General features: G+C 69.8%; 19 protein-coding genes and 1 tRNA gene. 10 read left to right on the plus strand and 10 right to left on the minus strand.

Features of this window, described 5'->3' with window-relative positions; translation table 11 throughout:
* Positions 1-3 precede the first annotated feature (3 nt).
* From VF330_RS13275 to VF330_RS13285, 3 genes are all read left to right on the plus strand, one after another.
* Positions 4-1,302 (plus strand): alpha/beta hydrolase, encoded by a 1,299-nt coding sequence (locus VF330_RS13275; protein WP_330851867.1) that lies wholly within the window; start codon positions 4-6, stop codon positions 1,300-1,302.
* The gene (locus VF330_RS13280) at positions 1,299-3,749 is read left to right on the plus strand and encodes a phosphatidylglycerol lysyltransferase domain-containing protein (protein WP_330851868.1); all 2,451 of its coding nucleotides are present in this window, start codon (positions 1,299-1,301) and stop codon (positions 3,747-3,749) included. Before VF330_RS13275 ends, VF330_RS13280 begins: the two co-directional genes overlap by 4 nt.
* Before the next feature lie 117 nt (positions 3,750-3,866).
* Positions 3,867-5,843 carry an ATP-binding protein gene (locus tag VF330_RS13285; RefSeq protein ID WP_330851869.1) on the plus strand — a complete coding sequence of 659 codons (1,977 nt, stop codon included), beginning with the start codon at positions 3,867-3,869 and terminating at the stop codon, positions 5,841-5,843.
* Positions 5,844-5,853: 10 nt separating this feature from the next.
* Here VF330_RS13285 and VF330_RS13290 read toward each other — a convergent pair whose 3' ends face one another.
* Together VF330_RS13290 and VF330_RS13295 are read right to left on the minus strand one after the other, a co-directional pair.
* The gene (locus VF330_RS13290) at positions 5,854-6,462 is read right to left on the minus strand and encodes a LysE family translocator (RefSeq protein ID WP_330851870.1); all 609 of its coding nucleotides are present in this window, start codon (positions 6,460-6,462) and stop codon (positions 5,854-5,856) included.
* A 19-nt stretch (positions 6,463-6,481) separates the two neighbouring features.
* Positions 6,482-7,090 (minus strand): LysE family translocator, encoded by a 609-nt coding sequence (locus VF330_RS13295; protein ID WP_330851871.1) that lies wholly within the window; start codon positions 7,088-7,090, stop codon positions 6,482-6,484.
* 120 nt (positions 7,091-7,210) lie between these two features.
* Between VF330_RS13295 and VF330_RS13300 the strand changes: the two genes are divergently transcribed.
* Both VF330_RS13300 and VF330_RS13305 read left to right on the plus strand, forming a co-directional pair.
* Positions 7,211-7,801 (plus strand): PadR family transcriptional regulator, encoded by a 591-nt coding sequence (locus tag VF330_RS13300; RefSeq protein WP_330851872.1) that lies wholly within the window; start codon positions 7,211-7,213, stop codon positions 7,799-7,801.
* Positions 7,798-8,940 (plus strand): NAD(P)/FAD-dependent oxidoreductase, encoded by a 1,143-nt coding sequence (locus VF330_RS13305; protein WP_330851873.1) that lies wholly within the window; start codon positions 7,798-7,800, stop codon positions 8,938-8,940. The genes VF330_RS13300 and VF330_RS13305 overlap by 4 nt, the downstream gene beginning before the upstream one ends.
* On the opposite strand, the gene VF330_RS13310 is transcribed toward VF330_RS13305, so the two are convergent.
* Entirely contained in the window at positions 8,925-9,596 is a 672-nt protein-coding gene (locus VF330_RS13310) for a response regulator (protein ID WP_330851874.1), read from the minus strand. The two genes, VF330_RS13305 and VF330_RS13310, sit on opposite strands and share 16 nt — an antisense overlap.
* On the minus strand, positions 9,593-11,101 hold the full coding sequence (locus VF330_RS13315) for a sensor histidine kinase (RefSeq protein ID WP_330851903.1): 1,509 nt from the start codon (positions 11,099-11,101) through the stop codon (positions 9,593-9,595). The genes VF330_RS13310 and VF330_RS13315 overlap by 4 nt, the downstream gene beginning before the upstream one ends.
* 205 nt (positions 11,102-11,306) lie before the next feature.
* Here VF330_RS13315 and VF330_RS13320 point away from each other — a divergent pair, with 205 nt between their 5' ends.
* The 4 genes from VF330_RS13320 to VF330_RS13335 all read left to right on the plus strand — a co-directional run bounded on the left by VF330_RS13320 (position 11,307) and on the right by VF330_RS13335 (position 14,696).
* The gene (locus tag VF330_RS13320) at positions 11,307-12,281 is read left to right on the plus strand and encodes a Bug family tripartite tricarboxylate transporter substrate binding protein (RefSeq protein ID WP_330851875.1); all 975 of its coding nucleotides are present in this window, start codon (positions 11,307-11,309) and stop codon (positions 12,279-12,281) included.
* On the plus strand, positions 12,278-12,769 hold the full coding sequence (locus VF330_RS13325) for a tripartite tricarboxylate transporter TctB family protein (protein WP_330851876.1): 492 nt from the start codon (positions 12,278-12,280) through the stop codon (positions 12,767-12,769). The genes VF330_RS13320 and VF330_RS13325 overlap by 4 nt, the downstream gene beginning before the upstream one ends.
* Positions 12,762-14,267: a tripartite tricarboxylate transporter permease gene (locus VF330_RS13330; protein WP_330851877.1), complete on the plus strand. Its 1,506-nt coding sequence runs from the start codon at positions 12,762-12,764 to the stop codon at positions 14,265-14,267. Before VF330_RS13325 ends, VF330_RS13330 begins: the two co-directional genes overlap by 8 nt.
* A 78-nt stretch (positions 14,268-14,345) precedes the next feature.
* A complete protein-coding gene (locus tag VF330_RS13335) occupies positions 14,346-14,696 on the plus strand; it encodes a helix-turn-helix transcriptional regulator (RefSeq protein ID WP_330851878.1) in 351 nt (116 codons plus the stop codon).
* On the opposite strand, the gene VF330_RS13340 is transcribed toward VF330_RS13335, so the two are convergent.
* The 5 genes from VF330_RS13340 to VF330_RS13360 all read right to left on the minus strand — a co-directional run bounded on the left by VF330_RS13340 (position 14,693) and on the right by VF330_RS13360 (position 18,288).
* Positions 14,693-15,283, minus strand: coding sequence for a ClpP family protease (locus VF330_RS13340; RefSeq protein WP_330851879.1), 591 nt, complete (start codon positions 15,281-15,283; stop codon positions 14,693-14,695). The genes VF330_RS13335 and VF330_RS13340 overlap by 4 nt on opposite strands.
* Positions 15,280-15,894, minus strand: coding sequence for an ATP-dependent Clp protease proteolytic subunit (locus VF330_RS13345; protein WP_330851880.1), 615 nt, complete (start codon positions 15,892-15,894; stop codon positions 15,280-15,282). The genes VF330_RS13340 and VF330_RS13345 overlap by 4 nt, the downstream gene beginning before the upstream one ends.
* A gap of 102 nt (positions 15,895-15,996) precedes the next feature.
* Positions 15,997-17,364 (minus strand): LamG domain-containing protein, encoded by a 1,368-nt coding sequence (locus VF330_RS13350; RefSeq protein ID WP_330851881.1) that lies wholly within the window; start codon positions 17,362-17,364, stop codon positions 15,997-15,999.
* Positions 17,365-17,881: 517 nt separating this feature from the next.
* A tRNA-Leu gene (locus tag VF330_RS13355) sits at positions 17,882-17,955 on the minus strand.
* A gap of 51 nt (positions 17,956-18,006) precedes the next feature.
* The gene (locus VF330_RS13360) at positions 18,007-18,288 is read right to left on the minus strand and encodes a metal-sensitive transcriptional regulator (RefSeq protein WP_030466675.1); all 282 of its coding nucleotides are present in this window, start codon (positions 18,286-18,288) and stop codon (positions 18,007-18,009) included.
* 324 nt (positions 18,289-18,612) lie between these two features.
* Here VF330_RS13360 and VF330_RS13365 point away from each other — a divergent pair, with 324 nt between their 5' ends.
* A complete protein-coding gene (locus VF330_RS13365) occupies positions 18,613-18,954 on the plus strand; it encodes a histone-like nucleoid-structuring protein Lsr2 (protein WP_053737894.1) in 342 nt (113 codons plus the stop codon).
* 110 nt (positions 18,955-19,064) lie between these two features.
* Here VF330_RS13365 and pabB read toward each other — a convergent pair whose 3' ends face one another.
* Positions 19,065-21,050 (minus strand): aminodeoxychorismate synthase component I, encoded by a 1,986-nt coding sequence (pabB, locus tag VF330_RS13370; protein WP_330851882.1) that lies wholly within the window; start codon positions 21,048-21,050, stop codon positions 19,065-19,067.
* Positions 21,051-21,069 lie beyond the last annotated feature (19 nt).

Below are 21,069 nucleotides of genomic sequence, written 5' to 3' on the forward strand. Positions count from 1 at the left end.
GACATGCTCAGCCCGTTGGACCTGTCGCTCACAAACGGACCGATCCCCCAGGTCGCGACGGTGGCGGCCGCTCTCGCGCTCACGTACCTGGCAGTGCGCAAGGACCGGAACTGGTGGGTCCGCGTGCTGCCGTCGGTCGTGCTGGCGTGCGCACTCTTCGTGACCGGTCTGACGCTCGTCATCAACCACCTGTGGAAGCCGTGGCCGGAACCGCTGCCGGTGGTTCTGATGGTGTGGCTGGGCGCGGCCCTGGCCGCCGCGGCGCTGGCGGTCGCGCGGCTGCGTTCGGGACGGTGGTACGGCCGGACGTTCGGCGTGCTCCTGGCGCTCGGCGTGCTGGCGAGCGCCGCGGTCGCGACGAACGCGCACTTCGGGCAGTACCCGAACACGCGGTCGGTGCTGGACATCTTCCGGAACGACCGGATCGACCTGAACGTGGCCGCTCCCCCTGCCTCCGGCGTCGTCGAGGTGCCGGTGGGCAAGGCCCTGTCCGAGGTGTGGAAGCGCCCGGAGAACCTGCCGGACAAGGGCACCGTGTCCGAGGCCGAGATCCCCGGCGGGTTCAAGTCGCGGCCGGCGTGGGTGTACCTGCCGCCCGCCTACCACACGGCGCCGCGCCCGCGGCTGCCCGTCATCGTGCTGATGGCGGGGCAGCCGGGCAGCCCGCGCGACTGGTTCGACGGCGGCCGGATCCTCGACAACCTGGACGCGTACGCGCGGGCGCACGACGGGCTCGCGCCGATCGTCGTCGTGGCCGACCAGCTGGGCGCCGCGACGGCGAACCCGCTGTGCGTCGACTCGAAGCTGGGCCGGGCGGAGACGTTCCTGGCCCGCGACGTGCCCGCGTGGATCAAGCAGCGGCTGACCGTCGACGAGCGCCGTGAGGCGTGGACCGTCGCGGGCTTCTCGCAGGGTGCCACGTGCTCCGTACAGCTGGCCGTGCGCGCGCCGGACGTGTACGGCAACTTCATCGCCCTTGCCCCGCAAGGGGAACCCACGCTCAGCACCCGCCAGGAAACGGTCAAGACGGTCTTCGGCGGCGACGAGGCCGCGTTCGCGCGGATCAACCCGCGGGACGTCCTCGCGCGCGAGCGGTTCCCGAAGACGGCCGGTGTGATCGTGGCGGGCAGGGACGACTCGATGTACCGCAAGCCCGACGCCGAGGTGTTCGAGGCCTGCCGCAAAGCCGGAATGGACGTGCTGTGGAAAGAGCTGCCGAGCGGGCACGACTGGAACATGGCGCGGGAGGGTCTCTTCGGGTCCCTGCCGTGGCTCGCGGCGCGGACAGGGCTGGTCAGATGATCGCCCGGCTGTTCCGCGGCGCACCGCTGACGTGCGTGTTCCTCGTCGTCTTCTGGACGGCCGGTGCGTTGACCGGCGCGATCGGCGACCAGAACGACGAGCTGCTGGCGCGGACCGGGTTCGGCACCGGAAGTCCGCCGTGGACGGTGCTCAGCTCGGTGCTGTGGTCGATGGACCTGCTGGGCTACGTGGCGACGACGGTCCTGCTGCTCGTCTTCGGGCCGCTGGCGGAACGCGCGTTCGGCGCGCTGCGGACCGCCGCGATCTTCCTGTCCTCGCACGTCGTCGGGTCGTTCCTGGGGCTCGGCCTGGTGCTGATCGGGCGGGACGTGCACTGGTCGTGGCTCGAGTCGCTGGTGGGCGAGGTCGCCGCGGGACCGTCGATCGGCGGCGTGGGCATGGCGCTGGCGCTGACGTTCCGGATGCCGCCGCTGTGGAGGCGTCGCGTCCGGCTGTTGACGATCTTGTCGGTGCTGGTGCTTACCCTGTACTCGGGTTGGCTGGAAGACCTGCTCCGACTGTCCGGTGGCGTGGCCGGGCTGGTGATCGGGGCGTTGTTCCTGAAGAGCGGTCCGGCGGGCAAGCCGCGGTCGTTCCAGGAGACCCGCGTGCTGGTGGCGTTGCTGCTGGCCGCGTCGGCGCTCGGGCCGGTCGTGGCGATGATGTCGCCGTACCCGAACGGCCCGCTGGCGTGGTTCGCGGATCTGGTGGCGGTCGCCCAGCCGTCGCAGGAGTACGTCGACGAGGTGTGCGGCGCGGACGTGGTGGACGTGTGCCGGACGATGCTGATCCAGCTGTCGTACGGCCGGTTCCCCGCGCTCGTGATGTCGCTGCTGCCGGCGTTGCTGCTGCTCGTGCTGGCGGAGGGATTGCGGCGCGGCCGTCAGTTCGCGTGGTGGTCGGCGCTGGTGTGCAACGTGGCGTGCACCGCGTTCATCGGGTGGTACGTCGTGGAGGCCGCGCGGATTCCGGACGTGGGCGCGTGGGAGACGGCGTTCTCCTTCGGCATCCCGATGCTGGCGCCGCTGGCGATCACGGTCGTGCTGCTGGTGACGCGCCGGCACTTCACCGTGCGGCTGCCCCGGCAGGCCGTCAGGAAGTTCTGGCGGTTCACGGCGGGCAGCGTCGCGTTGCTGTCGGCGTTGTACGTCTTCGGCGGGTACCTGGTCCGCGACCAGTTCACGCCGGAGCCGGGCTTCGCCGCGCTGCTCGCGGACCTGCCGACGCGGTTCCTGCCGCCGGGCTACCTCGGTCTGGTGCCGTTGCAGTTCTCGGCGGAGGGGTTCGCCGGCGCGCTGCTGTTCGAGTACACGGGCGTGGTGTTCTGGCTGATCGTACTGGCGGGTCTGCTGATGGCGTCGTGGCGGACGTGGCCGGCGACGTGCGAGGAGGAGGCGGAGCGCGCCCGTGACCTGATGCGGCGCCACGGCGGTTCGTCGCTGTCGTACATGACGACGTGGCGCGGCAACCAGTACTGGTTCACGCCCGACGGCGAGACGGCGATCGCCTACCGGGTGGTGGCGACGATCGCGCTGACGGTCGGCGACCCGATCGGCCCGGCGCGCGTCGAGGCCGTGCGCGGGTTCGCGGAGTTCTGCGCGCACAACGGGTGGACGCCGTGCCTGTACAGCGTGGGTGACGAGACGAGGGAGGTGGTCGAGGGCCTGGGGTGGTCGGCGGTGCAGGTCGCCGAGGACACCGTGATCGAACTGCCCGAGCTGAGCTTCACGGGCAAGAAGTGGCAGGACGTGCGCACGGCGCTGAACAAGGCCGCCAAGGCCGGCATCACCGCCGAGTGGTGCGCCTACGCCGACGCGCCGTTCGCGATCACCGACCAGATCCGGTCGATCTCGGCGGAGTGGGTGGCGGACAAGGGCCTGCCCGAGATGGGCTTCACGCTGGGCGGTCTGGAGGAGCTGACCGGCGACGGTGTCCGCTGCCTGCTGGCCGTCGACGGCGACCGCACGGTGCACGGCATCACGAGCTGGCTGCCGGTGTACGCCGACGGCGAGGTGGTCGGGTGGACGCTCGACTTCATGCGCCGCCGCGCGCACGGGTTCCGCGGTTCCATGGAGTTCCTGATCGCCTCGGCGGCCCAGCAGCTCCAGGCGGAGGGCGCGAGGTTCCTGAGCCTGTCGGGAGCGCCGCTGGCCCGGCTCGACCGCGGCGAACGCCCACGCGCGCTCCAGCGCGTCCTGGACCTCACCGGCCAGGTGCTGGAGCCGGTGTACGGGTTCCGCTCGCTGTTCGCGTTCAAGGCGAAGTTCCAGCCGAAGTACCGGCCGATGTTCATGGCGTACCCGGACTCGGCCGCCCTGCCGCGCATCGCGAACGCCGTGAGCCGCGCGTACCTCCCGCACCTCAACGCGCGCCAGGGCCTCCGGCTCGCCACCAAGATGATCATCCGGACCCGCGGGCGCGTCGCCGCTCGGGAGCACACGGGCTGAGTCCCGTCCCGCAGTGTGGTCCGTCCGGGAGCGCGTTCGCAGGACAGTGCTGGTCCGAAAGGGTGGAGCGCCGTTCTGCTCACTCCTGCCCGTGCTGCGCTGGGCGAAGATGCGCCGATGACCGCGCGGGGCGACCTGTCTGCCCACACCACGACGTTCACCGGCCGCCGGACGGAGCTCGCTGCTGCCGCGGCGCACCTCGGCCGTGCCCGGCTGGTCACCCTGACCGGGGTGGCCGGCGTCGGCAAGACGCGGGTCGCCGGGGAGCTCGGGCGGCTGGCCGTGCGGGCGGGGTCGTTCCAGCACGGCGTGCAGGAGGTGCGGCTGTCCGACCTCGGCGACCCGGCGCTGCTCGCCAGGACGGTCGCGGCCGAGCTGGGGATCGTCGACAACGCGCGGGACAACGGGTTCGGGCGGCTCGTGGAGTCGTTGTACGACAAGCACCTGCTGCTCGTGCTGGACCACTGCGACCACCTGCTGGAGGCGGTCCGGCACTTCGTGCACCACCTGTCGCGGGAGTGCAAGGGGATCACGGTTCTCGTGACGTCACGGGAGCCGCTGGGCATCTACGGCGAGCACGTCGTGCCCGTACCGCCGTTGGGCGACGAGGCCGTGGAACTGTTCCTGCGCAAGGCGGACGTCGCGCCGGACGAAGAACGACTGCCCGAGGTCAAGGCGCTGTGCGAGGCGGTCGGCGGACTGCCGCTCGCGGTCGAGCTGGTGGCCGCGCGGATCGGCGAAGCGGCACCCGGCGCGGTGCTCGACGAGCTCGGGACGGCGTCGCTGGACCAGGTCCTCGACTGGGTGGCGCGGCACTGCACGGACGAGGAACGACGGGTGTGGGCGGCGCTGTCGGTGTTCCCGGCCGACTTCGACCTGGCCGCGGCGGAGGCGGTCGCGGGCGTGGCGGCGCTGGAGACGGTGTCCGCTCTCGCGCTCAAGGCGATCGTGTCGATCAGCGGCGATGACCGCTTCCGGTTGCCGGGAGCCGTGTCGGAGTTCGGCGTTCGGATGCTGCCGGACGTCGACGAGCCGTTGCGGCGGCATGTGCTGCACTACAGCGCGTTCGTCGACGAGGCGACGCGCTCGTGGTTCTCGCCGGACGAGGCGCGGTGGATGGGCAGGCTGCGGGAGGAGTGGCCGAACGTCCGCGCGGCCATCGGGTACGCGCTGAAGACGCCGGACCTGGCCGAGGTGGGCACGCTCATGGCGATGAACATGCAGCGCACGCGGTTCACGGCGTCCGCGGGCAGGCTCGGCCAGGCGCGCGACCTGCTCGCCACGGCTCGTCAGGTGATCACCGAGGCACCGCTGCGGACGTCGTTGCTGGCGCACTGCGCGTACATGGCACAGGCGTCGGGCGACATGGCGACCGCGATCCCGTTGATGAACGAGGCCCGCGCGTTGCCCCGGACGTCCACCCCCGACGTGAACCTGCTGATCGTCGAGGCCACACACCTCTTCTTCGTCGAGGGCTCACCGGACTGCGTGCCGTTGTACGCGCAGGTCGTCGAGCTCTGCCGGCAGTTCGCGTCCCCCGGCGACACCTACTTCACCGAGCTCATGCACGCGATGGCGTCGTGCTTCCTGCTGGACGCCGAAGCCGCGGACAAGGCCACGACCGGGTTGCGGAGAACCGCGGAGGACAACGGCGTCGAGTGGTCACGCGCCTGGGGACTGTGGCACCGAGGCCTGTACGAGCTGCTGCACGGCGACCCGGCCCAGGTGCACCCGCTGGCGGTCGAGGCGTTGCGCACGCAGCTCGCGATCGGCGACGCCTGGGGTCCGGCGTACAGCCTCTGGCTGCTCGCCTGCACGTGCGCGGAGCTGGGCGCCTTCGACCGCGCCGCACGGCTGCAGGGCGCGCTGCGGGCGCAGGAACGGGTCTCGCGGATCTCGTTCGGCGCCATGAGCCCGTTCCACGGTCTGCTGGAGCGGGCGGACCGGATCGTGCGCCGCGCGCTCGCCGACGACTACCCGGTGATCACGACGCTGGGCCTCGACCTGCGGCCGGAGCAGGCGATGCAGCTCGCCCTCGAACCGGTGCCGGAGTCGGAACGCGTCCGCCTGGGCCGTGGCCGCCGGGCGGGCTGAGGCGAGAGCGTCAGCGCGCCTCGAAAGCCAGCTTCACGCCCAGCGCGACGAACACCGACGCGGTCACGCGGTCGAGCAGGACCTGCTGGCGCAGCAGGAAAGCACGGGCCCGGCCCGCCACCACGACCAGGAACGGCAGCCACACCAGGCCGAGCCCGAGGTGGACCGCCACGAGCACCGCACCCCACGCCGGCTGCCCGGCGGGCATGAACTGCGGCAGCAACGACAGGTAGAAGACGCCGACCTTCGGGTTGAGCAGGTTCGTCAGCAGTCCCGCGCGCAACGACGCCCGCGGGCCCGGCACCGGCCGCGCGTCCTCCAGCGACGCGGCCTTGCGGGAGTTCCACAACGCCTTGGCGCCCAGGTAGATCAGGTAGGCCGCACCGAGCCACCGCACGACGTCGTAGGCCACCTCGGACGCCGTCAGCAACGCCGTGAGTCCCGCGAGGCTCGCCACCGCCCACACCAGACATCCCAGCGAGATGCCGAGAACGACGCCCAATGCCGCGCGCCTGCCGCTCAGCAGGGCCGTACGCAGCACCATCACCGTGTCGAGCCCCGGCGTGAGGACGGTCAGCAGCGCGACGAGCGAGAAGCTCAGCAGTGCGACGGTGGACATGCGGCCATCAGATCACACGTCACCGCGCGTCGGCGGCGGTTTTCAGGCCGAACGCGATCAGCGCGGACGCGGACAGGCGGTCGAGCAGAGTCCGTTGCCGCAGCAGGAAAGCGCGGGCCCGACCGGCCGCGGTGATCAGGACCGGGAACCACAGCAGGCCGATCCCGAGGTGGATCGCCACGAGCACCGCACCCCACTGCGGCTGTCCGACGGGGAGGAACTGCGGCAGCAGCGAGAGGTAGAAGACGCCCGGCTTCGGGTTGAGCAGGTTCGTGAGCAGCCCGACCCGGACGGCCGCGCGCACCGACGGCACCGGCGCCGGCTCGTCGGCCTCGACCGGCTTGCGCGAGTTCCACAACGCCTTGGCGCCCAGGTGGACCAGGTAGGCCGCGCCGAGCCAGCGCACGACGTCGTAGGCCAGTTCGGACGCCTGCAGCAACGCCGTCAGCCCGACGAGCCCCGCGACCGCCCATACCAGGCACCCCAGCGTGCTGCCGACCACCACGCCCAGCGCGGTCCGGCGGCCGACCAGCAGCGCGGTCCGCAGCACCAGCAACGTCTCCAGGCCCGGCGTGATGACGGTCAGGAGCGCGACGAGGGTGAAGCTCAGCAGTGCGGCGGTCGACATGCCGCCATCAGAGCACGGAAACGCTCGAAGCCCAGAAGAGTTAACCCCGCAGACATCGGCAGATTAGTTGACATCAACTAGTTAGAGTCGGATAGTTGACTTCAACCAATGGAGGACCACATGCGGCGCAAGGTGTCGAACCCACTGGCGCTGGCGGTGCTGGCGTATCTCGTGATGCGGCCGATGCACCCGTACGAGCTGGGCAAACAGCTCAAGGACAACGGCAAGGACCGCAACATCAAGTTCAACCGCGGCTCGCTCTACATGGTCGTCGAGCAGCTGCGGAAGGCCGGGTTCGTCGCCGAGCAGGAGACCGTCAAGGACACCGAACGGCCCGAGCGCACGATCTACGCGCTCACCGACGCCGGGCGGAGCGAGCTCTACGACTGGCTGCGCGAGCTCGTCCGCGACCCGGCGCACGAGTACCCGCAGTTCGGCGTGGCGCTGTCACTCATCGCGGTGCTGGACCCGGCCGAGACCGTGGACCTGCTCCACGCGCGTGCCGGCGTGCTGACGAAGGACCTCGACGACACCCGCGCGATCGTCGCCAAGGCCGGCGACGAGGGCGTCGAGTGGATCTTCCTCGTCGAGGAGGAGTACCGGATCTCCTTGCTGGAGGCGGAACTGCGCCTCGTCCAGAGGCTCACGGGGGAACTGGCGAAGGACGAGTACCAGCGGTTGTGGCGGCACCACTTCGGGAGGGAACAGTGAAGGCGTTGGTCATCGGGGGCGGCATAGCGGGGCCGGTCACGGCGCTCGCGTTGCGGAAGGCCGGCATCGAGTCGGTCGTGTTCGAGGCGTACGACGCCACGGCGGACGGCGTCGGCGGCATCCTCAGCGTGGCGCCGAACGGGTTGGCGGCGTTGCGGATCGTCGGCCTGGCCGAGGACTTCGGCGAACCCGTCCGGCGCATGGTGATGGCGGACGGGCAGGGCCACGTGCTGGGCGCCGTCGAGGGCGAGCCGAGCCGCGTGGTGTGGCGGGCCGACCTCTACCGCCGCCTGAGGGATCTCGCGACGACGAACCGGGTCAAGGTCGAGCACGGCAAACGGCTCGTGGACGTGCAGACGCGCGAGGACGGCGTCACCGCGTTGTTCTCCGACGGCAGCACCGAGTCCGGCGACGTGCTGGTCGGCGCGGACGGCATCCGCTCGACGGTCCGCTCGATCATCGACTCCGCCGCTCCCGGCCCCGAGTACGTGGGCCTGCTGGGGTTCGGCTCGTTCGCCGAGGGCAGCGGCGTGCGGGCCGAGCCGGAGACGATGTACTTCGTCTTCGGCAGCTCGTTCCTCGGCTACTGGGCCCAGCCGGACGGCACCGTCGCGTGGTTCAACAACCTCGCGGTCCCCGAACCGATGACGGCGGCCGAGATCGACGCCGTCCCGGCCGCCACCTGGCTCGAACGACTGCGCGCCGCCTATGGCGACGACATGCCGGCGAAGCAGCTGCTGGCGCACAGCCGGGACGTGATCGGCGCCGGCCCGCTGGAGATCATGCCGAGCGTCCCGCGCTGGCACCGCGACCGGATGGTGCTCGTCGGCGACTCCGCCCACGCGCCGAGCGCGAGCTCCGGCCAGGGTGCCTCACTGGCGGCGGAGTCGGCCGTGCAACTGGCCCGGTGCCTGCGCGACATCCGTGACGTCCCCACGGCTTTCGCCACCTACGAACGTCTGCGCCGTCCCCGCGTCGAGGGCATCGCCAAGCGCGCGGCACGGACCAACAGCAACAAGCGCGGCATCGGTCCCGTCACGCGGCTGCTCATGCCGCTCGTGATGAAGACGGTCGGGCGCCGTGCGTTCACGAGGGACCAGAACTACCGCATTGACTGGGACGCTCAGGTCAGCCGGTAACCGTGCGCCGGGCGGTTCGCCATGCCGTACCGCGGCTGCACTTCGGCTTTCCCGATCGTCACCAGGTGTTCCAGGTAGCGGCGCGCGCTCACGCGGGACAGCCCGGCCCTGGCGCCGACCTCCTGGGCCGAGAGGTCGCTCTCGCAGTCCTTCAACGCGTCGATCACCAGCCGCAGCGTCACGGCGGACAGGCCCTTGGGCATGGCCGCCGTGCGCGGCCGGTGGTGCATCAGCTGGTCGACCTCGTCCTGGTCCAGGACCTGTCCCAACCTCTGCACCTCGATGCGCTGGGCCAGGTACTCCCGCATGCGGTCGAGGAACGCCGTGCGCGTGAACGGCTTCACGAGGTAGTTGTCCACGCCGCGGGACATGGCCTGCCGCACGGTCTCGCGCTCCCGTGCCGCGGTGACCGCGATGACGTCGACGGGCGTCCCGGAGCGGGCGCGCAGCCGCGACAGCACCTCGAGCCCCGACATGTCGGGCAGGTGGATGTCGAGCAGCACCAGGTCGGGCCGCAGGGCGTCGACCGCCCGCAACGCCTCCCCGCCGCGGTGCGCCTCGCCCACCACCTCGAACTCGGGCATCGCCTCCAGGAAGCCGCGGTGGATCGCGGCCACGGCGAAGTCGTCATCGACCACGAGCGTTCGCACGCTCATCGGTTCCCCGTTTCCGGCAGCCACACGTCGAACGACGCGCCGCCGAGCTCCGAGTCGCTGATCGCCACCCGGCCGCTGCGCCGGGTCACCACCCTCGACACCAATGCGAGTCCAATTCCCCTGCCGTGCGCGCCCTCGGCGTCCTTCGAGCTGACGCCCAGGTCGAAGATGCGGCCGCGTTGCGACTCCGCCACCCCGGGGCCATCGTCGTCCACGACCACGCGCACCCCGCTGGACGACGAGCGGACCAGCACGCGCACCGTGCCTCCCGTCTCGACCGCGTCCACCGCGTTGTCCACCAGGTTCCCCAGCACCGTCAGCGCGTCGTCGCCCGCGCGGGTGTCGACGGTGCTGTCCGGGTCGAGCCTCAGCCGCACTCCCCGTTCGTGCGCGGTCGACGACTTGGCGAGCAGCAACGCCGCGAGCGCCGGATCCGCGTTCGCACCGTCGATGATCTCGGCCGTGACCGAACCCGCGCCACCGACCCGTTCTATGTAGGCGACGGCGTCCGCGCTGCGGTCGAGGTCCAGCAGACCGCCGATGACGTGCAGGTGGTTGGAGAACTCGTGGGCCTGCGCCCGCAGCACCTCCGTAACGGTGCGCTGGCCGTCGAGCTCCCGCAACGCGTCGTGCAGCTCGGTGCGGTCGCGCAACGTCAGCACGACACCGACGGCGCGGTCGTGCGTCTTCGCGGTGGTGCGGTTCGCGACCAGGACCCGTTCTCCCGCGAGGACGAGCCGGTCGGCCACGTCGTCGTCGCCGCGGGCCAGCTCCAGCAGGCCGTCGTCGAGGACCTCCGCCGCCGGCCGCCCGCTCGGGTCCTCGTCCAGGCCCAGCAGGCGCTTCGCCTCGTCGTTGACGAGGGCGAGCTTCTCCTTGTCGTCCAGGGCGACGACCCCTTCGCGGATGCCGTGCAGCATCGCGTGGCGGGTCTCCAGCAGCTGGGCGATCTCGGCCGGTTCGAGCCGGAAGGTGCGGCGCCGGAAGTGCCGGGTGACCAGCGCGGCGCCGAGGACGCCGACGAGCGCGGCCGCGGCCAGCCACCCGATCAGCTCCGGCAGGTCCTCCGCGAGGTCGTCGGACAGCTCGCTCTCCAGGATGCCGACCGACGCGATGCCCAGGATCTGCCCGTCGCGCGACCGCACCGGCACCTTGGCCCGCAGCGACGTGCCGAGCGTGCCGGTCTCCGTCCCGACGAAGATCTCGCCGGACAGCGCGACGCTCGGGTCGGTCGAGACGCGCTCGCCGATCCGGCTCGGGTCGGGGTGGGCGTAGCGCACGCCGTTACGGTCGGTGACGACCACGTACGTCACGTTGGACGCCTTCCGGATCACCTCGGCCAGCGGCTGGATCGTCACGGTCGGGTCATTCGAACCGAAGGCGTCGATCACAGTGGGTAACTGCGCCACGCTTTCCGCGACCGACAGCATCCTGTCCTTGTAGGACTCCCGGATCCGGTCGCTCTGGAGTTTGGCCGCGAGCAGCCCGGCGGCACAAGTCGTCATCAGCACGATGACCACCTGCAACGCCAGTAGCAAGGCCCCAAACGACACCGACCGCCGAAACATGAGTGGAATTCTGTCGCATCGGCTGTGAATCATGTCACGAACTAAACGACCAATACGGAACTTACGACCGAACACTTACGTGTGGCGCAGCGGTTACCTAGCGTCCCCGCCCAACGTTCGCGACGAAACTAGGAGTTTCTCGATGGGTAGGGGCTGGAGACGAGCAGTGGCGCTCGCCGCTGTCGGACTGGTGCTCGCGGGGTGTGGCCAGTCGGCCAAGAGCGCCGGCGGTGACTCCACCATCGCCAAGCTGGAGATCATGGCGCCCGCCGACCCCGGTGGCGGCTGGGACCAGACCGCGCGGGCGATGCAGGCGGCGGTCAGCGGTGCCAAACTCGCCAACTCGGTCCAGGTCAGCAACGTCGGTGGCGCCGGCGGCACGGTCGGGCTCCAGAAGCTGACCTCGGAGCGCTCCGAGTCGTTCCTGATGATCACCGGCCTGGTCATGGTCGGCGCGGTGGAGACCAACGCGTCGAAGGCTCGGCTCGAGGAGACCACCCCGATCGCCCGGCTCACCGCCGAGGACGAGGTCGTCGTGGTCCCGGCCGACTCGCCGCACAAGACGATCGACGACCTGCTCAACGCCGTCAACGAGAAGGGCAAGGGGGTGTCGATCACCGGCGGCTCGGCCGGCGGCACCGACCACATCCTCGCCGGCCTGCTGCTCAAGGCGAAGAACATCGACACGGCCAAGCTCAACTACGTGCCGTACTCCGGCGGCGGCGAGTCGCTGGCTGCACTTCTGGGCAAGAAGGTCGACGCGGGCATCTCGGGCGTCGGCGAGTACAAGGAGCAGATCAAGGCCGGCAAGCTGCGGGCGCTCGGCACCTCGGGCCCCAACCCGAACCCGGACGTGAACGCGCCGACGTTCAAGGACCTCGGCGTCGAGCTCATCAACTGGCGCGGCGTCGTCGCACCGGCCTCCATCTCGGCCGACGCCAAGCTGCGGCTGACCAAGCTGGTCACCGACATGCACGCGAGCGACCAGTGGAAGGAAGAGCTCAAGAAGAAGGGCTGGACGGACACGTTCCTGACCGGCACCGAGTTCTCGACCTTCATGTTCAAGGAGATCGGCCGCGTCAAGCCCGCACTGCAGGACATCGGGCTCGTCAAGTGATTGCTGCAAAGGTCGAGGAGTACGCGTTCGGCGGTCTGGTCGCGGCGATCGGGGTCTTCACCCTGGTCGACGCGACCACGATCGCCGCGCGCGACGACAACGCCGTAGGACCACGCGCTTTTCCTTACGCCGTGGGAGTTCTGCTCGTGGTCACCGGCATCCTGGCGATCGTCGCCACGGCCAGGGGCAAGCTGGGCCAGGCCGAGGACGCCGAGGACGTCGACGAGTCGGTGCAGACCGACTGGATGACGATCGGCAAGCTCGTGGCCGTGCTCGTGGCGCACCTCGTGCTGATCGACCTGGTCGGCTGGCCGGTCGCCGCGGCGCTGTTGTTCTTCGGCGCGGCGTGGACGCTGGGAGCGACCTGGTGGCGCGCGCTGCCGATCGCGATCGTGCTCGCGCTCGTCGTGCAGGTGGTTTTCGCGTCCGGACTGGGCCTGTCGCTGCCCGCCGGGATTCTCGAAGGGGTGCCGTTCCTCGATGGATAGCGTCACCGCGCTCCTGGAGGGTTTCGCGACCGCCGCGCAACCCGAGTACCTGCTCTACGCACTGCTGGGCGTGACGCTCGGCACCGCGGTGGGCGTGCTGCCGGGCATCGGGCCGGCGATGACGGTGGCGTTGCTGCTGCCGCTGACCTACACGCTGGACCCGACGGCCGCGTTGATCATCTTCGCGGGCATCTACTACGGCGGGATGTACGGCGGTTCGACGACCTCGATCCTCCTCAACACCCCCGGCGAGTCAGCGTCGATCGTGACCGCTCTCGAAGGCAACAAGATGGCCAAGGCCGGACGTGGGGCAGCCGCCCTCGCGACGGCCGCCATCGGGTCCTTCGTGGCGGGCACGATCGCGACGATCCTGCTCACGTTGCTCGCGCCGACCATCGCGGACGTCGCTGTGCAGCTCGGCCCCGCCGACTACGTGGCGCTGATGGTCGTGGCGTTCACGACGGTGGCGGCGCTGCTCGGGTCGTCCCCGCTGCGCGGCCTGGCCGCGCTGGGGCTGGGTCTGTTCATCGGGCTCATCGGCACCGACACGCTGTCGGGTCAGCAGCGCTTCACCCTCGGGGTGCCGACGCTGGCCGACGGCGTCGACGTGGTCGTGGTGGCGGTCGGCGTGTTCGCCGTCGGCGAGGCGCTGTACGTGGCGTCGCGGCTGCGGCACGGGCCGATCGAGGTCATCCCCGTGGGCGGCAAGTGGATGACGGGCGAGTTCTGGAAGCGCTCGTGGAAGCCGTGGCTGCGCGGCACGTTCATCGGCTTCCCGATCGGCACCGTGCCGGCCGGTGGCGCGGACGTGTCGACGTTCCTGTCGTACGCGGCGGAGAAGAAGCTCTCCAAGCGGCCGGAGGAGTTCGGCAAGGGCGCGATCGAGGGCGTGGCGGGACCCGAGGCGGCCAACAACGCGGCGGCGGCGGGTGTGCTGGTGCCGCTGCTGACGCTCGGCCTGCCGACGACGGCGACGGCCGCGGTGATCGTGGCGGCGTTCCAGAGCTACGGCATCCAGCCGGGTCCGTTGCTGTTCACCAACAACTCGGCGATGGTGTGGGCGCTGATCGCGTCGCTGTACATCGGCAACCTGATGCTGCTCGTGCTGAACCTGCCGCTGGTCAAGATCTGGGTGAAGGTGCTGCAGATCCCCCGGCCGTACCTCTACGCGGGCATCCTGCTGTTCGCGGCGCTGGGCACCTACGCGGTGAACTTCGTCGTGGACGACCTGATCGTGCTGCTGGTGATCGGTGTGATCGGCTTCTTCATGCGGCGGCACGGCTACCCGGTCGCGCCGCTGGTGGTCGGCCTGATCCTCGGGCCGATGGCCGAGGAGCAGGTCCGGCGCACGCTGCAGATCAGCGAGGGCTCGCCGAGCGCGCTGGTGACCAGCCCGTTCGCGGCGGTGGCGTACACCGTGCTCGTCGTGATCCTGGTGACGGCTTTCGTGCTGCGGTTGCGCCGCAAGAGGGCCGAGAAGGCCGAACAGCTGGTGTGACCGTCGTGGCCGGAGGGGCGTTCTGCTGACAGCAGAACGCCCCTTTTGCTCTGTCGCGGTGCTGTCACGATGGTCGGCATGGCGGAGATCCTGGACTTCAAGCGCACTCCCGAACCGTTGTGGCGTGAGGCCCTGGGCCGCAAGCTGCGCGAGACGAGGGAGGAACTGGGCGAGCGCCTCGTCGACGTGGCCGACCGCGCGGGCATCTCGGTGCAGTACCTGTCCGAGATCGAGCGCGGCCGCAAGGAGCCGTCGAGCGAGATGATCGCCGCGGTCGCCGGGGCGCTGGGCGTCGACCTGGCCGACCTGCTGATCGGCATCGCCGGCCTGGTGCGCCACGGTTATGCGGTGCCTTTACGCGGCAACGGCCACTTCCACACCTCGCGCCCCACCGGTCGTCCCTCGGGCCCCGTGCTCATGGCGGCCTAACGTCGTCGTTCGAGCACCCGGTCGACGAGCCCGTACTCGACGGCGCCGGGCGCGTCGAACACGCGGTCCCGGTCGGTGTCGTGGCGCAGCTGCTCCACGCCCCGGCCGGTGTGCCTCGACAGGATGTCCTCGAGCTGCGTGCGCACCCGGACCACCTCGTCCGCCGCGAGGATGAGGTCCGGGATCGTGCCGCGGCCCTGCGCCGCGGGCTGGTGGAGCACGACCCTGGCGTGGGGTAGCACGGCCCGGCGTCCTTCGGCCCCCGCGGCCAGCAGCACGGCCCCGGCCGCGACGGCCTGCCCGACGCACGTGGTCGCCACCGGCGCCTCGATGTAGCGCATGGTGTCGTAGAGCGCGAGCATCGCCGCGGGGTCGCCGCCCTCGCAGTTGATGTAGAGGTTGATCTCCAGCTCCGGGTTGTCCGCCTCCAGGTGCAGCAGCTGGGCGATCAACGCGTTGGCGACGCCGGAGTCGATGCCGGTGCCGAGGTAGACGATCCGTTCGGAGAGGAGGTGGGAGTAGACGTCCATGACCCGCTCACCGCGCGCGTCCCGCGTGATGACGTTGGGAATCGTGTAGGTGCTCATGCGACAGCTCCCGAGTGCAGTCCCAGCTGGTGCGTGCGCACGGGCACGACCTGCCCGAGATCGCTGACGACGTGGTCGATGAACCCGTACTCGAGCGCCTGCGCGGTGGTGAACCACCTGTCGTGCAACGAGTCCGTGAAGACGCGGTCGAAGGGCTGACCGGTGTCCTCGGAGATCAGGCCGAGCACGGTGTCCCGCGTGTAGCGCAGGTCGTCCGCCTGCACCTCGACCTCGACCGCCGAGCCACCGATGCCCGCACTCCCCTGGTGCATCAGGATCCGCGCGTGCGGCAACGCGAACCGCTTGCCCTTCGTGCCGGCCGACAACAGGAACTGCCCGGCGCTGCAGGCGAGTCCGAGCGCCAGCGTCGCCACGTCGCACGGCACGAGCCGCATCACGTCGCGGATGGCGAGCATCGCGGGCACCGATCCACCGGGCGAGTGGATCCACAGCGCGATGTCCTGCCGCGGGTCCTCGCTCGCCAGCGACAGCATCTGGGTCGCGAGCACCGTGCCGTTGTCGTCGTCGAGGCCGCCGTCGAGAATCAGCACCCGCTGACCGAAGAACCGTTCTCGCAGCCCTGGGCTGAAGAGCTTCTCGTTGTTCGTCATGGCACCGACGATGCCGGTGCGCCCGTGCCGCGCGCTGCTTTCTCTGCTGTGGGCAGATCAGCTCACAGCAGGCACGCCATCGCGCGGTGCCACAACGAAACCCTAGAAAGCCATCGCGGTCTGCAACACCTTCAGCTCGTCGACGCCGCCGTGGAACGACCGCCCCACCGACAGCACCCCGTCGGAGTTCCAGCCGACCACGCTGGAAACAACGCTCGTCACCACGTCAGGGCTGTCCTGGTAGCCGACCGTCAACGTGAGCGTGCGCGCACTCGCGTTGTAGGTCGCCACGAGGTGCGTCCACTGCCCAGCGACCGCATCGGCCTTGGCCTGCCACACAGTCGCCGGGCTCACCGCGGCGTCCGGCATCTCGGCGCTCCACCGCACCCCGTCGTACCGCAACGTGAACGGGTCCACCCCCGCCGCCCCGCGCTGGCCGACCACCGCCCCCGGCACCCCGACCGCACCAACCTCGGCCCACACGTCCACCGTGAACGACTGGTCGGTGTACAGCACGGGCTCACCGGTGAGAGCAACACCGTTGGTGCCGTTGAACTCCAGGGAGTGGCCACCCAGGGGGCTCCCGGCCCACCTGGCGCCACCGCCGGTCAGGTCGACGCGGAGATCGCGCCCGTACGGCGAGCTGTCCAGGGCGATCCTTCCGAGGCCTTCGTTGAACATCCACTGCCCGACCTCGGACACCGTTCCGGGGTCGACCATCCCCCGAACTTCCTGCGGCGTGATCGCGCGGTTCCACGCGTTCATCTCGACCAGGGCACCGTGCCACGGCTCGGCGGACGCGGAACCACGCAGCGCCTTGCCGATCCACAGCTCACCACCGGCGTCGAACCCGCCGTCCACCGACGCGGTCGCGCTCTGCAGTACGCCGTCGACGTACAGCCGCACCTCACGACCGTCGTAGACACCGGTGAGATGGGTCCACACCCCCACAGCGGCAGGGGTATCGGACTGCGCCACCTCCTGCACGGCACCGACAGCATCGCTCTCGGCCAGCGCGAACTCCCACCTGTGGGTGGCCGCGTCGAACCCGAGCCGGAACGCCGACTCCGCAGAACCCTGCTGGCTCACGGCGGTCCGGTCCACCGTGTCGTCGGTCAGCTGAACCCACGACGAGACCGAGAACGCCCGACCGGTGTCGAGGACCTGCGCCGTCGTGGCACCGCTGGACACCACACCGTCGAACCCGACGGCGTGCTGTCCCGCCACCGTGCGACCGGCGCGAGCGGTGTCGAGCCCGGTCATCAGGAGGTCGTGCCCGTTGCCGGTGCCGTCGAAGGCGGGGTCGTCGCCGGCGAGCCAGTACCCCACGGCAGGCGCAGGAGAGGCGACGTGGAAGTCGAACTTGCTGCGCGTGCGCACCCCTTGCGCGTCCACGGCTTCGACGAAGAGCGACCTGGGACCGCCCGACTCCGGCGCCCACCGCACCGGCACACCGGCCGCGACCGTCATCGAGGGCGGATCGGTGAACCCCCACCGGTAGGAGACGACATCGGGGGAACTGGAGAACAGGAACGTGTCCTCGACCCCGACCCCGCCGCACCCCTCAGGCGCACACCCGGACGTCCGGTAAACGGAAGAACTGAAGGAAGGCGCCTCCGGAGCAGCAGCCGCCTCCGGAACCAAAACCACCGCCAAGACCGGGACAACGACCAACACCCGCGCACAGAACCGGCGCACTCCGAACAGACCAGCCAACTGAAGCCCCCAAGCTCCGCGCGAAGCCCCCCGACAACCCGCGAACATCAATACGCCGGAAGCGTCGCACCCACCCCACCCGAGCAGCAACAGACATTTCCCATTCCAATGTGGAATGGGGCGCGCGAGGGATGGGTCGAGCGAAGCGAAGACCCAGGCGGGGGTCCGGGGGCGCAGCGCCCCGGCTGGGGTCTGGGGGCTCGGCCCCCAGAAAACACCACGGGCGAGGTACGGTCTGCGCTTTCCGCAGACATACCTCGCCCGAAGGTCGTGCCCCCGGTGCGACTCGAACGCACACTGGACGGATTTTGAGTCCGCTGCCTCTGCCGATTGGGCTACGGGGGCGTAGCGGGGTGAACTCTAGCGGATCTGGCGAGGGAGTTTCTCGCGGGACCCCTAGGACTTGACGAGCCTGCCGATGGCCGCGGAGGCTTCCGCGAGCTTCTCCTCGGCGACGGGGCCTCCTTCGGCGGCGGCCTGTGCCACACAATGCTTGAGGTGCTCGTCGAGCAACCCGAGCGACACGGCCTGGAGTGCCTTCGTGGCGGCGCTGATCTGGGTGAGGACGTCGATGCAGTATTCGTCGTTCTCGACCATGCGCTGGAGGCCGCGGATCTGTCCCTCGATGCGGCGCAGTCGCTTGAGGTATGCGTCCTTGTCCGCGGTGTACCCGTGCATCGGCTCCTGACCTTCCCTACCCGTGGCGGGTATGCCGAGGATACCTGCACGGATGGGGGTGCGTTATGCGTGACGCTGCTCCGTCAGCGGGAATGCCGAGGCGTCCAGCAAGCCCAGCATCCTGTCCGAAGTGAGACGAGTAGCACCTCATTTTGGACCCATAACACCTGTGAGGTTTACCGGGTAAATGACCCGACCGGGCGGTTGGGGTCACATTTTAGCGGCGAAAGGTTCGCCGTTTTTCCTGATGTGGACTATGGTGTTGCCGGAGCACGTGGTTACGTCGAGGATCCGCGTGCTATGTGAGTACCCAACGGAGGAACAGTGGCACAGCAGACCGTCGTCCAACTCATCGACGACCTCGACGGCGGAGAAGCCGACGAGACCGTGACCTTCGCGCTTGACGGTGTCGAGTACGCCATCGACCTGTCGAAGGGAAATGCGGAGCGGCTTCGCGAGTCGCTGGCGGACTTCGTCGCCAAGGCCCGTCGTGCGGGTGGCCGCAAGCAGCGCAAGGGCACCGGCAAGTCCACGGTGAAGGCCACCGACAAGGCTGAGGCGCAGCGCATTCGCGACTGGGCTCGCGCGCAGGGGCACCAGATCTCGGACCGCGGCCGCATTCCGCAGAACCTGGTTGTGCAGTTCCAGGAAGCGCACGCCTCCTGACCTGCGCGAACACGCGAGGTTTCCACACGTCGGCCGGGTCGCCGGCCGGCGTGTAATCCGCCGGGGATCTTCACTTCCCGGTTCGTTCACACCATCCCCGGAACGTGGGATCAACGTCCGGGAAAGTCCGCTCCGAACAGGCGTGTCACCGCTGTGGCCTTGACCGCTGTCTCCTCGAATTCCTCGTCGGCGTCGGACAGCGAGATGACGGCTCCGCCGACTCCGAAACTGACCTGGTCGCCGTTCGCGACGAGGGTTCGGATGACGATGCTGAAGTCGGCTGCTCCGTTGAGCGAGAAGTAACCGAGCGCTCCCGAGTACACCCCGCGTGGACCGGCTTCCAACCCGTCGAGGATCTGCATGGTCCGGATCTTCGGCGCGCCGGTCATCGATCCGCCGGGAAACGCGGCTCGAACACATCGCACTGCAGAACTGTCCGGGCGAAGTCGTGCTCGGACGGTGCTCACCAATTGGTGCACGGTCGCATAGGTCTCGACGTCGAACAACCGCGTCACCTCGACGGAACCGACTTGTGCGCTGGTGCCGAGATCGTTGCGGACGAGGTCCACGATCATCAGGTTCTCGGCGCGGTCCTTGACCGAACGCGCCAACGTTGTGCGCAACATCTCGTCGTGCGCCGCATCCGTGCCGCGGGGGCGTGTTCCCTTGATCGGCGACGACTCCACGAGTCCCTCTCGGTCCACGCGGATAAATCGTTCGGGTGACGTGCTGAGCACGGTCAGGTCACCGAAACGCAGCAACGCCCCGAACGGAACGGGATTTGCGGCGCGAAGCAGCCGATAAGTGTCCCACGGGTCGATCTGGGCACGCCACGACATCATGTTCGTCAAGCACGCCTCGTAGGTCTCCCCCGCGGTGATCGCTTCCTGGCAGGCGCTGATCAGCTTCAGGTAGTGCGCGCGGGGGTGCCGCAGCGTCACCCCGGTGGCGACCGGACGTGAGGGTTCGGCCAATGGGCTCAGGTCGGCGAGAACGGCCGAAACGTGGTCGAACCAGGAGTCGTCGCTCAACGACATCAAATAGACGCATTCGTCGTCGTGGTCGACGACCACCGCGCGGTCCGCGAACACGAACGACGCGTCGGGTTGTTCGGCGCGGTGGGCGAAGTCGCCGCCGCACTCGGCTTTGAGCTCGTAGCCGAGGTAGCCGACCCATCCCAGGGCGAAGTCGAACGGCACGTCGGGCTGGTCCACCGCCCACGACCGGAGGTCGTCGTCCAGCCAGGAGAAGAAGGACGGGCACGGTGAGCGCACGCCGTCGAGCGTGAGCTCCTCGTCCGGCACCGAGTACTGCGCGACGCGCGCCAGGGGACCGGAGGCGTCGCCCAGGAACGAGAACCGCCCGCGGGTGCCGCTGTCCAACCAGAACGCGGTCCCAGAAGCCCCGTGCAGCGCGGCGAACGCCTGTTCGGCATCGACCGCGAGGTTCAGCTTCCGCACGTGCACAGGGCGCTTCTGGGACTCGGGGCGAACCAGCACCGGCTCCGGCACGGCGGCCGTCCGGGTGGGGGTCAGCGCGCCGAAGTTCGCGAGCATCTCGCGGCCGAACGCGGTGCAGATCGACTCGGGGTGGAACTGCACACCCCAGGCGGGCCTGTCGAGGGCGCGCACACCCATCAGGACGGAGTCGTCGCTCCACGCGATCGGTTCCAGGGACGGGGGCAGGCCGGTGACGGCCAGCGAGTGGTACCGCACGACGTCGAACGGCGACGGCAGCCCGGCGAACACGTCGACGCCCGTGTGGGTGACCGGCGAGACGATGCCGTGGCGCGGCACGGGCGCGGGTCCGACGACGGCGCCGTAGGACAGGCACAGCCCCTGGTGACCGAGGCACACGCCCAGCAACGGGATCTCGGCGTGGTCGACCACCGCGCGGCAGAGGCCGAAGTCGGCGGGGTTGCCCGGCCGGCCGGGGCCCGGCGAGATCACCACGTTGTCGAACGACCGCAGCGAGGCAAGCCGGAAGCGCGGGTCGTCGTTGTGGACGACCACGGGCTCGGCGCCGTTCACCTCGGCCAGGTGCTGGAAGAGGTTGAACGTGAACGAGTCGTAGTTGTCGATGAGCAGAGTCCGCATTGCGGACGGCACTCTACCT

Origin of the sequence: Lentzea sp., from assembly GCF_036380075.1 — a bacterium.
Classification (GTDB): Bacteria; Actinomycetota; Actinomycetes; order Mycobacteriales; family Pseudonocardiaceae; genus Lentzea.